This is a genomic window from Brockia lithotrophica (assembly GCF_003633725.1).
Classification (GTDB): domain Bacteria; phylum Bacillota; class Bacilli; order Thermicanales; family DSM-22653; genus Brockia; species Brockia lithotrophica.
In genome coordinates, this window is sequence record NZ_RBIJ01000002.1 from 139,671 (window position 1) to 151,675 (window position 12,005).

The 12,005-nt window shown below is 57.5% G+C and carries 14 protein-coding genes and 6 tRNA genes; 3 read left to right on the top strand and 17 right to left on the bottom strand.

All coding sequences use genetic code 11. From position 1 onward, the window contains the following. Positions 1–21: 21 nt before the first annotated feature. From C7438_RS04625 to C7438_RS04635, 3 genes are all read right to left on the bottom strand, one after another. Positions 22–735, bottom strand: a complete 714-nt coding sequence (locus C7438_RS04625) for a CpsD/CapB family tyrosine-protein kinase (protein WP_170143569.1) — start codon at positions 733–735, stop codon at positions 22–24. Continuing rightward, entirely contained in the window at positions 732–1,529 is a 798-nt protein-coding gene (locus C7438_RS04630; protein ID WP_170143570.1) for a YveK family protein, read from the bottom strand. The genes C7438_RS04625 and C7438_RS04630 overlap by 4 nt, the downstream gene beginning before the upstream one ends. A gap of 219 nt (positions 1,530–1,748) precedes the next feature. Further along, positions 1,749–2,462: a CpsD/CapB family tyrosine-protein kinase gene (locus tag C7438_RS04635; protein ID WP_211322072.1), complete on the bottom strand. Its 714-nt coding sequence runs from the start codon at positions 2,460–2,462 to the stop codon at positions 1,749–1,751. A gap of 136 nt (positions 2,463–2,598) precedes the next feature. Here C7438_RS04635 and C7438_RS04640 point away from each other — a divergent pair, with 136 nt between their 5' ends. After that, on the top strand, positions 2,599–3,702 hold the full coding sequence (locus tag C7438_RS04640; protein ID WP_121444197.1) for a glycosyltransferase: 1,104 nt from the start codon (positions 2,599–2,601) through the stop codon (positions 3,700–3,702). Between the two features lie 88 nt (positions 3,703–3,790). On the opposite strand, the gene C7438_RS04645 is transcribed toward C7438_RS04640, so the two are convergent. The 8 genes from C7438_RS04645 to C7438_RS04680 form a co-directional block, all read right to left on the bottom strand. Then, positions 3,791–3,866: transfer RNA gene (locus C7438_RS04645), tRNA-Lys, on the bottom strand. Positions 3,867–3,874: 8 nt separating this feature from the next. Then, a tRNA-Gln gene (locus C7438_RS04650) sits at positions 3,875–3,949 on the bottom strand. A 12-nt stretch (positions 3,950–3,961) separates the two neighbouring features. After that, positions 3,962–4,047: transfer RNA gene (locus C7438_RS04655), tRNA-Tyr, on the bottom strand. A gap of 3 nt (positions 4,048–4,050) precedes the next feature. Next, a tRNA-Val gene (locus C7438_RS04660) sits at positions 4,051–4,125 on the bottom strand. A gap of 2 nt (positions 4,126–4,127) precedes the next feature. Then, positions 4,128–4,202: transfer RNA gene (locus tag C7438_RS04665), tRNA-Glu, on the bottom strand. A gap of 5 nt (positions 4,203–4,207) precedes the next feature. Further along, positions 4,208–4,282, bottom strand: a tRNA-Thr gene (locus tag C7438_RS04670). Between the two features lie 184 nt (positions 4,283–4,466). Further along, positions 4,467–4,682 (bottom strand): hypothetical protein, encoded by a 216-nt coding sequence (locus tag C7438_RS04675; RefSeq protein WP_121444322.1) that lies wholly within the window; start codon positions 4,680–4,682, stop codon positions 4,467–4,469. 369 nt (positions 4,683–5,051) lie between these two features. Further along, positions 5,052–5,513, bottom strand: coding sequence for an OsmC family protein (locus C7438_RS04680; RefSeq protein ID WP_121444198.1), 462 nt, complete (start codon positions 5,511–5,513; stop codon positions 5,052–5,054). Positions 5,514–5,879: 366 nt separating this feature from the next. On the opposite strand from C7438_RS04680, the gene C7438_RS04685 reads away from it, so the two are divergent. Further along, on the top strand, positions 5,880–6,533 hold the full coding sequence (locus C7438_RS04685; RefSeq protein WP_147401994.1) for a hypothetical protein: 654 nt from the start codon (positions 5,880–5,882) through the stop codon (positions 6,531–6,533). Between the two features lie 168 nt (positions 6,534–6,701). Further along, the gene (gene gerD / locus C7438_RS04690; protein ID WP_121444200.1) at positions 6,702–7,403 is read left to right on the top strand and encodes a spore germination lipoprotein GerD; all 702 of its coding nucleotides are present in this window, start codon (positions 6,702–6,704) and stop codon (positions 7,401–7,403) included. Positions 7,404–7,440: 37 nt separating this feature from the next. Here gerD and C7438_RS04695 read toward each other — a convergent pair whose 3' ends face one another. From C7438_RS04695 to rplQ, 6 genes are all read right to left on the bottom strand, one after another. Next, positions 7,441–8,550: an Mrp/NBP35 family ATP-binding protein gene (locus tag C7438_RS04695; protein ID WP_245956494.1), complete on the bottom strand. Its 1,110-nt coding sequence runs from the start codon at positions 8,548–8,550 to the stop codon at positions 7,441–7,443. Positions 8,551–8,755: 205 nt separating this feature from the next. Then, entirely contained in the window at positions 8,756–9,556 is an 801-nt protein-coding gene (locus C7438_RS04700) for an N-acetylmuramoyl-L-alanine amidase (protein WP_121444202.1), read from the bottom strand. 137 nt (positions 9,557–9,693) lie between these two features. Continuing rightward, positions 9,694–10,086 carry a 30S ribosomal protein S9 gene (rpsI, locus tag C7438_RS04705; protein WP_121444203.1) on the bottom strand — a complete coding sequence of 131 codons (393 nt, stop codon included), beginning with the start codon at positions 10,084–10,086 and terminating at the stop codon, positions 9,694–9,696. Next, positions 10,083–10,583: a 50S ribosomal protein L13 gene (gene rplM, locus C7438_RS04710; RefSeq protein WP_121444204.1), complete on the bottom strand. Its 501-nt coding sequence runs from the start codon at positions 10,581–10,583 to the stop codon at positions 10,083–10,085. The genes rpsI and rplM overlap by 4 nt, the downstream gene beginning before the upstream one ends. Positions 10,584–10,612: 29 nt before the next feature. Further along, a complete protein-coding gene (gene truA, locus C7438_RS04715; RefSeq protein ID WP_245956508.1) occupies positions 10,613–11,401 on the bottom strand; it encodes a tRNA pseudouridine(38-40) synthase TruA in 789 nt (262 codons plus the stop codon). A gap of 203 nt (positions 11,402–11,604) precedes the next feature. Further along, the gene (gene rplQ, locus C7438_RS04720) at positions 11,605–11,979 is read right to left on the bottom strand and encodes a 50S ribosomal protein L17 (RefSeq protein WP_121444206.1); all 375 of its coding nucleotides are present in this window, start codon (positions 11,977–11,979) and stop codon (positions 11,605–11,607) included. Positions 11,980–12,005 lie beyond the last annotated feature (26 nt).

Consider the following 12,005-nt stretch of genomic DNA (forward strand, 5'->3'; position numbering starts at 1 on the left):
CTACCCGGAATTGAAAACACACTATTTCAAATACCCGTAGCCACCATAGTAAGAATTCATCTCGTAATTTACCACATAATTAAAAATTACTCCGTAAATATGGGTATTCGTTAGGCGCAAAAGCTGAACCGCTTTTTTTACGAGCTCACGGTGAGCAAACTTCCAACGTACGACGAGGAGGGCCCCGTCAACGGAAGGGGCGAGAAGACGTGCGTCGCTCATGAGCAAGACCGGCGGTGTATCCACCAAAACGAGGTCGAACCGATCGGCAAGCTGCCCGAGGAGCTGTTGCATGGCTTGCGAACCCAAAAGTTCGCCGGGGTTTGGCGGTACGGGGCCCGAGGGCAAAAATGAAAGTCCCGGAATGCGCAACTCTTGGATTGCCGGAGAAAGGGAATACGTGCCTACGAGGACGTTGGTCAACCCTACGCGGTTGGACGTCCGAAGGTACCTGTGCAACGTAGGACGCCGCAGATCGGCGTCTACGAGGAGAACCTTCTTCCCGGCCTGCGCAAAAACTACGCCCAAATTGGCCGTAACGAGGCTCTTTCCCTCTCCCGGAACAGTGCTTGTAACGAGAAGCGATCGGTAAGGCCGGGCCGCAGCCGCAAACTGCAAATTCGTACGCAGGCTCCGAAAGGCTTCGGCCTCGGGAGACGTCGGATCGTCCCAACTTACGAGCTGGGTATGGCGCTCGTCCTTGGATACGCGGTTATGAAAGATCTTGCCAATCACACCTCCACCCTCCCTTCGTGAGGAGGAGAACCGGAAGTCGAAGTTCCGGGTTTCGGTTTCGCTTTCTCCTCCTCCTGGAACATTGCAGTCGGCGCCAAACCTCGCGGTCGCTTTCTTCGCCCAGCTGTGGATACAATTCCGACCTCTCCCAAAACCGGAAGCCCCAAAACCTCCTCTATTTGCTTTTCTTCGCGAAATGTAGTATCTAAGGCTTCGAGAAGAAACGCAAGCAAAATTCCTGCGAAAAGTCCAATCACACCCCCGACGAGAGTATTCAAGAAAACTTTAGGGCGTACAGGCGAAGAAGGCGGATACGCTTCAGCAAGAATCTCTACGTTATCAACTCTTAGTATTTTTGGAATCTCTTGCTGAAATACCTTTGCGATTGCGTTTGCCAAAACCGCCGCCCGTTCGGGCGATGTATCTTCAACAGTCACAGAAAGGACCTGGGATTGCTTTACCGTATTTACTTTTACGTGTTTATTAAGTTCGCCTACTCCTTTTGAATATCCCGTTAATTGAACTACTTTTTCTAAAATCCTAGGGCTTTTTAAAACTTCTTTGTAAGTTTCTATCAAATTTAGGCTTATTTGTAAATCTGAGTAAGTTAAAGGAGCATTTTCGTTCTGTTTTGGATTAACGATAAGTTGCGTTGAAGCAGAGTATACAGGGGTAGTAAAATAAGCACTAAAAACATACGCAATAAGCGCTCCTATTATTGTGAGTAAAATAATCCAAATTAACCGTTTACGCAAAACCCGAACGACATCTTGTAGGCCAAGTTCCTCCGACAAGGAGGTTCCTCCTTTCGCAACCTCGTCACCCGTTTCCCCCGGGAGATCCGCCATGCGGACCACGTAACCCTCGATCCCGCTCGTTTTAGCATACGACAAAAAGGTTCGCGTTCGCAAGCGAGGAGTGTCGAACCATCGAGAAATCGATCACGCGACAGCGAATTCCATAGATTTCGGATTCTAGTACCTAGGAATTTATGAGAGAAATTGCTTTGTTTGTCAATAATTGTAATAATATTTTACATCATTATAATAGTTTTTTTCTTTGACACTTCCGTTGAATACAGCCCCTAATATTTTTACATTAGAATTTGTTAAAATTTTAACAGATTTTTTCGCGTCTTCTTTGCGAGTGTGCTTCCCGCGAACTACTAAGACGGCTCCATCCGTACGCGAGGAAACGATCACGCCGTCCGCCATGAGCAAGAGCGGGGGGGTATCGAACAGCACAAAGTCAAAAAGAGAAGAGACTTCCGCACACACGCCGTCCATCGATTCCGATGCCAAAAGTTCCGCAGGAGTCGGAGGGAGGGGGCCCGAGGGAAGGAGGAAGAGGTTGGGAACGGGAGTCGGAACCACTGCGTCCGGTAAAGAGACCATCCCCGCAAGAAGCGAAGAAAGGCCGGGGCTCTGGCGGCTCCTAAAATACCTATGGAGTGAGGGTTTGCGCAAGTCTGCATCGACGAGGAGCACCCGCTTCCCGGACTGCGCTACGACGATTGCCAAATTGGCCGCCACAAAACTCTTCCCTTCATCGGGCAGGGAACTTACAATGGCTGCGGAGCGAAGCGGCACCCCGACCCCGCGAAAAAAGAGGTTCGTGCGGAGGATGCGAAACGACTCCGCCTCTTCGGACTCGGGGATGTGGTGCGCGACCAGCATGTTCCACGGCTCTTCGCGTCTTTTCCTTCTCCTCGTGTGCCAAAGTCCCATGTGGTCTCCTTGCCCTCCCGAAAGGTAGAATGGATGAAGAAGCGGGGCAATTGCTATGTGCCCTTCCTAGTATAAGAATGCGGAGCTAGGAAGTCTAGACAAAAAACGCTACACGACGAAGGGAGCTTCTCGGCCGGTGAAAATCGCCTTCCTTGCCGCACAGAGTTCCGTTCACACGGTCCGTTGGGTAAACGCTTTGGCAGACCGGGGGTACGAAATCCACCTGTTTACCGTTCATCCGGAAAGAGAACCGGTACATCCTGCCGTTCGCGTGCACGAAATCCACGGACTGTTCCCCAAACCGGCCCTTTCCTATTTCTTTTCCGCCCCTGCCCTCAGGAAAAAAATTTCCGAGGTCAAACCGGACATCTTGCACGCCCACTACGCAACGGGATACGGAACCTTGGGGCGCCTTTCCCGTTTCCGGCCCTTTCTCCTATCCGTATGGGGCTCCGACGTGTACGAATACCCCTTTTACTCGCCGCTTCACCGCTACATCGTCACAAAAAACCTCCGAGCGGCAGATCTCATCTTGTCGACCAGTCGTGCCATGGCCCAACAAACCCTCAAACTCGAACCAAACGTTCGGGGAATTGAAATCACCCCCTTCGGCGTCGACGTCGCCCAATTTCGTCCCCAACCGGAATACAAAGACCCACGCTTCTTTACCGTCGGCACGGTAAAATCCCTCGCCCCGCAATACGGTATAGACCTCCTACTCCACGCCTTTGCCTTGGCCCAAAGATACCTCGTGGAAACCGCCCCCGACGTCGGGCGTTCGCTCCGCCTGCTCATTGTGGGAGACGGACCGGAACGCAAACGTCTGGAAGCCCTGAGCAGACATCTCGGGATCGACAAAAGAACAACGTTCGTGGGGGCCGTTCCCCACAGAGAAGTAACTCGTTACCTCAACCAATTGGACGTCTACATCGCCCTCAGCCGATACGAAAGCTTCGGGGTAGCCGTACTCGAAGCCCAGGCCTGCGGGATCCCCGTCATCGTCTCCGACGTAGGGGGGCTCCCCGAAGTCGTATCCCACGAATCTACGGGGTTTGTCGTCCCTAAAGAAAACCCGCAATCTGCAGCCGAGAAAATTGTTCTTTTTGCTTTAAATAGAGAAATACTAAACAAGATGAAGAATAGTGCAAGAGAATTTGTTATTCAAAAATTTTCTTGGGAAAGTAGCGTGAAAAAGATGGAAAGTGTGTATGAGTCTTTTTATAAAAATAAAAATCGGTAGATCTTTTGGATCTACCGAAAGAATATTCTGATACCTGTGTATATAGAAAAATTTCCCTCCATCGCAAAAACGCCGTCCACTATAGGAGTGGTGAGCCGGGCGGGAATCGAACCCGCGACACCCGGATTAAAAGTCCGGTGCTCTACCGGCTGAGCTACCGGCTCACGGCAAATGGCTGGGGTGGTAGGATTCGAACCTACGAATCGCGGATCCAAAGTCCGCTGCCTTACCGCTTGGCTACACCCCAACGACAGGATCGTGGTGGAGGGGGAGGGATTCGAACCCCCGAACCCAAGAGGGAGCAGATTTACAGTCTGCCGCGTTTGACCGCTTCGCTACCCCTCCAACTGGTGGACGATGACGGATTCGAACCGCCGACCCCCTGCTTGTAAGGCAGGTGCTCTCCCACTGAGCTAATCGTCCATTGGTGACCCCTAGGGGAATCGAACCCCTGCTACCACCTTGAAAGGGTGGTGTCTTAACCACTCGACCAAGGGGCCGTGGATGGTGCTCCCGGCAGGGATCGAACCTGCGGCCTCATCCTTACCAAGGATGCGCTCTGCCACTGAGCTACAGGAGCAGGCCAAACGCGCTATTCATTATAGCGACCCCCGAGAGAAAAGGCAAGATACGAAACGCAAAACGGCCTCGCCTCTTCTTTCCGGGCGAGCGGAAGAACTTGGCGCTCGGGGCGCACGCCCGGGTACCCTCTGTCGGGCGAGACCCCAAGCGCTTGTTGAAGCCCGTTCCCGGAAATTAGGTGGTTACGGAGACCGTAAAAAACGTCGCACCTCCCGTGGAGGGGCCACCCGGCTGTACAGGCGTAAGAGAAGTGCGTAGCGTTCTTCGAGAACGCTCCGAAGGAGCCCTTCGAGACGTCGGTCTTCGAGGTCGGTAAGGAGGTCTTCCAACTCCTTGCGCAAGATGTATTCGAGTTCTACCTGTTCGTGCGGCGTAAGGAGCATGCCCAATTTTGCCAACTCCGTCCCTCCTCTCCACACGTATAGGTTGATTCGGCTCTTGGCGAAACCACACGTCCGCGGAAACGCAACCTTCTTCCTGAGAAGGAGGTGGCTTTGCCCGGCGCAGCACGAGGCCATGTTGGGAATCGTTCCCGGCCTTCTTGTACCCCAAACCCGGAAAACGCCGGCAAAGCGACGGAGCATCGGAGCCTTCGCAAAAAACGTCGTTGGCCGCCGTGCCCGGCATAAGTCCGACACCTTTTGCGCTTTGAAAATGCAAAGGAGGCCCGTCGGCAAAATCCGCGGGCCCTTCCACCCTTCCAAAAGATAGACCACATTCTTCCACGGCATGCGTGCAAGCGGCCGGGCAACCCTAACCCTGAGCCTCTAACTCTCCCCTTCCGATACGCAATGGGGGAGTTTTGTCCCGTACGTGTACGTCTGGCCGTTGACCTCGTACGTGACCACGATGGGGGCGGCAATCGAAGCAGAGGCCGAGCAGTACTTTTCTACGGATAGGCCGACCGCCCGTTTGACTTTGTCCTCGGGCAGATTTGTACCCACGAAACGGTAGTGGAGGTGGATTTTGGTAAATCTCCGCGGATGTTCTTCCGCACGTTCGGCGTTCACTTGAATCGAAAATCCCTCGAGTGGCACGCGCATTCGTTGCAAGATGAGGACGATGTCTATTCCCGTGCATCCGGCCAGTCCGTGAAGCAAAAGTTCCATGGGACGCGGACCTTGGTCCGTTCCCCCGTGGTCGGGGTCCGTGTCGATCACGACAGAATGCCCGCTCGGACCCGTAGACCGAAAGCGCAAATTCCCTTCCCAAAGTGTTTCGACGTGCACGTGGACTCCCCCTTTGCGCCGCTATTCACATTACCCTACCCAGTATAATCTTTCCCAAGGCCTAAGGAAAAGGGAACGGAAGAGGGTTCGGCCTTAGGTGAATGCGTTCGTTGCCGAAATTCGCATGGGAAAGCGACGTGATGGGACATGCACCCGGTCTTCCTCGGATTCCAAAAAGGCCTGGCCTTCCTGGGAATTCTTTTTTTCACCGCGGCGGTTCCTCCCGAAGAACCCCGAGAACACGCCCAGCCGAATGAGACCGCCGAGAAAGCGTACGCGGAAGCCAAGCCCTTCTTCGCCGTACCCGGGGAAGAAAGGGCGATCGCGGTCGGGGTTTACGTTCCTCACCGGAGGGCGTACGAAGCGATGAAGATCGGATGGGAAGGGGCGGGAAAACCGCCGCTCACCGTCTTTCTCGACCCCCAGACGTGGAAACGGGAGGAGGAAAGCCGCCACCCATCCGCTCCGTACCTTCGCCTCCCCGACCGGGAAGCCTTCTGGCCCCCGACGTGGGAACTAGGGCTTGTCTGGGAAGCGCTCCTTCAAAAGGACGGACAAAACGCCACGGATTCTCCGTTTCGTACGTCGTTTCGCCGAAGCGAGGCCCTTGTCTCGGCCGCCGGGGCAGAGTCGGACAGCCGCCCTGGGGAAGAAGAACTTGCCAACCGGCTTCAGCACGAGCGCAACGAGGCCGCACGGCTTTTCGGCCGCTCGCCGGAAGAAGTTTCGTACCTCTTGCTCCCCATGTTTCCTTACCGCCGGGCGGACGTCGACACCTTGGCCCGGATCTGCCAGCAGGAGGGTATGCGGCTCGTCGTAGGACAAAGGACCGTCACCCCGCACGACGGAGGTCAGGAAAAGAAACCCGCGTACGGGGGAGGTCTCGTCGTCCTGACGTGGGACGAAGGGGCAACCCCCGAATGGGTGGAGAAAGAGCTGCGGGATCTCCAAGGTCGGTGGAACGTAGTTCCTTTACGGAACTTGGTCTACGGCGAAAACGCACGCATCGTACCGCAATAGGGGGATGTGGGGGCGAAGCGGACCTGCCGAGGGGAGCTTCCCCAAAACTGGCGAAGGGAGAAGCACATACCCCACCCGTACCCCACCCAGCCTACCGGGTGAGGGCGCCTTCGGAGCGTCTTCCGCAAACCGTTGATTTTGCAAGGAACGGGTAAAGGGGGGAAACCGATGAAACGCCGACGCGTGTGGCGCAGGTGGCTCAAACGTTTGCGGCTTTGGGGCGTACTTGCGGGCGCCTTGGCCGTCCTCATGGGAGCCATGGGGGGATGTGCCTCCGAAGGGCAAACTACCGGGACGAACCGTGGCAGCGAATATTCCTCCCTTAAAGAAATGGTGCGGGACATCCTGCAGACGGAAGAAGGAAAGAACGCCCTCCGCGAGGCGCTTAAAGATCCCGAGGTGAGGAAATCCCTGTACCTTCAGGAAACGGAAGCCAAGGCGACCATCCGGGAAACGCTCCTTTCTCCCGAAGGGACGCAACTCTTACAAGAGACCTTTCACGATCCGGCCTTTGTGGCGGAGTACGCAAAGGCGACCGCTCAGGAACACGCCAAACTCTTGAAAGATCTCATGAAGGATCCCGACTACCAAAAACTCCTTCTCACGACGCTCAAAAGCCCGGAATTTTCCCAACACATCGTGCACACGCTTCAGTCCTCGGACTTTCGCTCGGTGGTCAAAGAGACCGCCCAGGAAGTCCTTGAAGGCCCCCTCTTTCAAGAACGGGTGGCAAAACTCGTAAAGAGCCAGGTTGAACAACAGGCAAAGCCCCAAGGACAAAAGCAAGGAGACAAGGAACAAAAGGAACAAAAACAGAAAGAAAAGACGGAATCCGAAGGACGAGAAGAGGAAGGACAGGGAGGACAATAAAAAAGCGCCCGGAAATTCTTTCCCGGGCGACGTGCCTTCAGCGGACGGCTTCCGGACGCGGTTCGAGGCCGAGCTTCTCCATGACCTTTTCCGCGAGAGAGGCGTAGACCTTTCCCACGGGGTGATCCGCCGGGAAGAGCCCCGGGGCGGTTTCTCCCGTCACGGGGTCTTCGACCCCGGGAGAATCTCCCGCCAAGGGGATCTGTGCCAAAAGTTCCGTCCGGAAGTGGGCCGCGAGATCGCGCCCCCCGCCTTCGCCAAAGGGGTATACGCGCGTCCCGTCGGGACATTCGACGTAGGACATGTTTTCTACAATTCCCAAGATCGAACGGTTGAGGCGTAAGGTCATCGCCCCGGCACGGGCGGCGACGCGCGTCGCCGTCGGATGCGGCGTGGTGACGAGGATGTCCATGGCCCAGCTCACGCGCCGGCTGATGTCCAGGGGAATGTCCCCCGTACCGGGAGGTAGGTCAAAGAGGAGGACGTCAAGGTCCTCGTCCCAGTGAACCTCTTTAAAGAACGTGTCGAGCATCTTCCCGAGCATAGGCCCGCGCCAGATGACGGGGGTGTTGTGGGGAACGAAAAACCCCATGGAGATCACGCTCATCCCGAAGCTGTACAGGGGCACGATGAGCTTTTCGAGAACCGTGGGCTGGCGGCGAATTCCGAGGATCTCGGGGATGCTGAAACCGTAAATATCCGCGTCGATGAGCCCCACCTTGAGCCCGGAGCGGGCGAGGGCGTACGCGAGGTTGGCGGTAACTGTGGACTTCCCTACACCACCCTTTCCCGAGGAAACCGTGAGGTACACGGTCTTTTCCGAACCGGGAGGGCGGTCCGGCGTGAGCGTAACAAGGCCTTTAGAAGCTTGAAGCTTAGCGGCAAGGGCCTGTCGTTCCGCTTCGGTCATCGCCGTGAGGCGTACGTACACCTTCTTCGCCCCCGCGGCTAGGATGGCCTCCTTTGCCCGTTCGGAAATTACGCCCTGAAGCGGGCAGTTCGGCACGGTGAGCGCGATTACGACGCGAACCGTATCCCCCTCGACTTCGATGTCTTTGACCATATCGAGATCGACGAGGCTTTGACGAAGTTCGGGGTCTTCGACGGTGCGCAACGCCTCGCGCACCTCTTCTACCGTAAGGGCCACGGATTGCACCTTCCTTTCCCGATCTTTCCCTACCCCGGTACAGACGTACGGAAGACGGCAAAAAGAAGAGGGCTTTTTTGCCCTCGTTTTCATTATAGACCAGTTCCTTAGGAAAGCGCTACCGCAGAACGGTGAACTTCTCTTGAACACCTCTTCCTTTGAAGTTCCCAAAGGGAAAAGGGGCCCTTGCAGCCCCCTTGGTCGTTCAATCCCGAAATTCCCCTTGCGCAGGGACGGAAGAAGGCGGAGGACAGGGTTCGTTCCCTGCCGCGTACCGTGCAATCCCGTCGTAAACGGCCAGAGCTACGCGTCTTTGGTACGTCCGATCGAGAAGGAGGCGGGCCTCTTCGGGATGGGAAAGAAAGCCGGCTTCGACGAGGATCGTGGGAACCCTCGCAACCCGCAGAAGGTAGAGGTCGTCTCGCTTCTTGGGAAGCCGAGGCGTCCCTAAGTGCTCGGCCAAGGCACGCTGCACGTGCCAGGCCAGGCAGGCGCTCTCTGGAGGATCCTCACCGTAAAACACCTGAGCCCCCCACCACTTGGGGGAAGGAACGCTGTTGAGGTGGATGCTTACGGCAAGGTCCACGTCTGGAGAATTCATGATCTGGGCGCGGGCGCGCATGTCGCGTTCCTTTCTCCGTCCTCTCCCCTCACCCGCGAGATCGTAATCCCCCTCCCGCGTGAGCCGCACGTATGCTCCCGCACCCTGGAGGTAATCCCGAAGGTAAAGGGCAATAGCCAAAACCGTGTCGTCCTCGACGATTTCCCCACCCAGACCCACGGCCCCACCGTCAATGCCGCCGTGCCCGGGATCAAGAACGACGACCTTCCCGGCTAGGGCCCCGTGCGAAGACGCGGCCGAAGATGCAGCAAACCACCGCCCCGAGCTCCACGGGACGACGCGCAGGGCGAAAATCGCCGCGCTTCCCAGGACAATTCCCAGAAGGAAAACAAGGGCTTTTCGCTGTTCCGGGCGAACTGCAAACCGCACGCGGCGAATCCCCATCGGACGTAGCCCTCCCACCTTTCGAAAACCCCCGCGGTTGTCCCTCGCTCCAACGTATGCGCCAGAGCAAAAAAAAACACCGCCTGCCCAGGGCAAGCGGTGTTCCTTGGATCGACCGTCCAGATCGAACCAAACCCTCACCGTTTCGAAAACTGCGGCGCCCGCCGCGCCTTCTTGAGACCGTACTTCTTCCGTTCCTTCATCCGCGGGTCGCGACGCAAAAGACCCGCCTTTTTGAGAACGGGGCGGAATTCCGGGTTGATAAGGAGGAGGGCTCGGGCAATTCCGTGACGGATCGCCCCCAGTTGTCCGGTAATCCCGCCTCCGCTTACGTTTGCGTACACGTCGTACTGCCCAAGAACCCCCGCGCGTTCAAGCGGCTCCTGTACGATCAGGCGGTAGGCGAGGAGGCTGTAGCGCTTCTCGAAGGGCTCTCCGTTTACGAAGATCTTGCCATCCCCAGGAACGAGACGCACCCGGGCTACCGCTTCTTTGCGACGACCGGTTGCCATGTACTGGAGCGTGCTCACTTCGTTTCACCCCCGTCGTGCGACGCGCGTTCCCGGCCCGTAGGCCAAAACTTTCCCAACGGCCAAGGTTCCGGCTTTTGGGCGGCGTGTGGATGGTCGGGACCCGCGTATACGTACAACTTCTTCATGAGCTTACGCCCGAGCCGGTTTTTGGGAAGCATCCGCCGAACGGCGAGCTCGAGCAACCGCTCCGGGCGCTTTTGCCAAAGCTGACGGGCCGTGTACGTGCGCAACCCACCGGGATAGCGGGAGTGGAAGTGGTACAGCTTTTTCTCCCACTTCTCCCCGGTAAGTTCCACCTTGTCCGCGTTGACGACGATCACGAAGTCGCCGACATCGAGATGCGGAACGAAGATGGCCTTGTGCTTCCCCCGCAAGATCCGGGCGATCTCCGCCGCAATCCGCCCCAGGGGCTGTCCCGCGGCGTCGACAACGTACCACTTGCGCTGCGCGAGCGCTTCTTCTTCCGTAGGCATAAAGGTCCTCTGGACCTGCATCGCGTTCGTCCTCCTTTACCCGAACCATCTTAGCGGATGTCTTCGGGGAAGTCAAACAGCTGAACGGCGGGCGGGTCCGGCAAGAGATGCGGCGGATAGTACACGTGGAAAAGCCACAAGCCCTCGGGCGGAGCCGTAGGTCCCGCCTCCTCGCGACGTCCGGAAGTGAGAAGACGGGCGACGTCTTCCGGAGTACGGCGGTTGCGCCCGACTTCCAAAAGGGTCCCCGCAAGGATGCGCACCATGTGGTAGAGAAAGCCGTCGCCTTCCACGAGGAAAAAGACGTCGAAACCGCGGGCGAAAACTTCGGCGCGGAACACCGTCCGAACCGTCGTTCGGGCAGAAGATCCTAGGTTGCGAAAGGCGCGAAAGTCGTGCGTACCCACGAGGTAACGTGCCGCTTCGGCCATCCGCTCGACGTCCAACCTTCCGGGAACATGGGCGGAAAAGGTGCGGAGAAAGGGAAGGCGTATCGGTCGGGTATCGAAGCGGTACACGTAACGTTTGCGTATGGCGTCCTTTCGGGCGTGAAACTCGGAGGGAACGACGTGAGCCTCCCACACCCGAACGTCCGGCGGGAGGCGGGTATTCAAGGCGTACGGAATCTTTTCGACGGGGACGTTGGCGTCCACGTCGCAGTGCACGACCTGACCTACGGCGTGAACCCCAGCGTCGGTCCGACCTGCGGGAACCACGCGAATCGGGCGACCGTACGTCTCGAGAAGCGCGGCTTCGAGTTCGTCTTGAACCGTGCGTCCCTGCTTTTGACGCTCGAAGCCGAAGAACCCGGTTCCTTCGTACGCAACTCGGAGGGCCACACGCAAGGACGGTCACCTCCGAGGAGTTTCCCCTTGACCCGTTCGCAAGGAGGGAAGCCGGCGACCCGGAGGGGCAAAGGCTTCGCCCCCGTGCGAAAAAGCGAAAACGCCGCGTGCAACGGCGCGGCTCTTGCCCTCGCAAAGACGCCCGCCCTTCCCTTCTCGGGACAGCCGCGGCCCCCTCCCGTAGACCGCGAAAGGCCCTATTCTTCCACCCATTCGATCACGGCCATGGGAGCGGCGTCGCCGCGGCGCGGTCCGAGTTTGAGCACGCGCGTGTATCCCCCGGCGCGGTCCCGGTACCGAGGAGCGATTTCGTCAAAGAGCTTCCGCAGCGCGTCCCGCGAACGGGGGTCGTCGGGATTTTCCCGTTCTTTGCGGACGATCCGGGCAGCCTGCCTCCGGGCGTGCAGGGAGCCGTCCTTCGCCCACGTTACGAGTTTGTCGGCCAACTTCCGCACTTCCTTGGCCCGAGTTTCGGTCGTCACGATCCGCTCGTAGAGGATGAGGTCGGTTACGAGGCTGCGGAGCATTGCCAGGCGCGCCGACGTCGGGCGCCGGAGTTTCCGGTAGGACATGAGAGACTCCCTCCTCACAGGAAAGG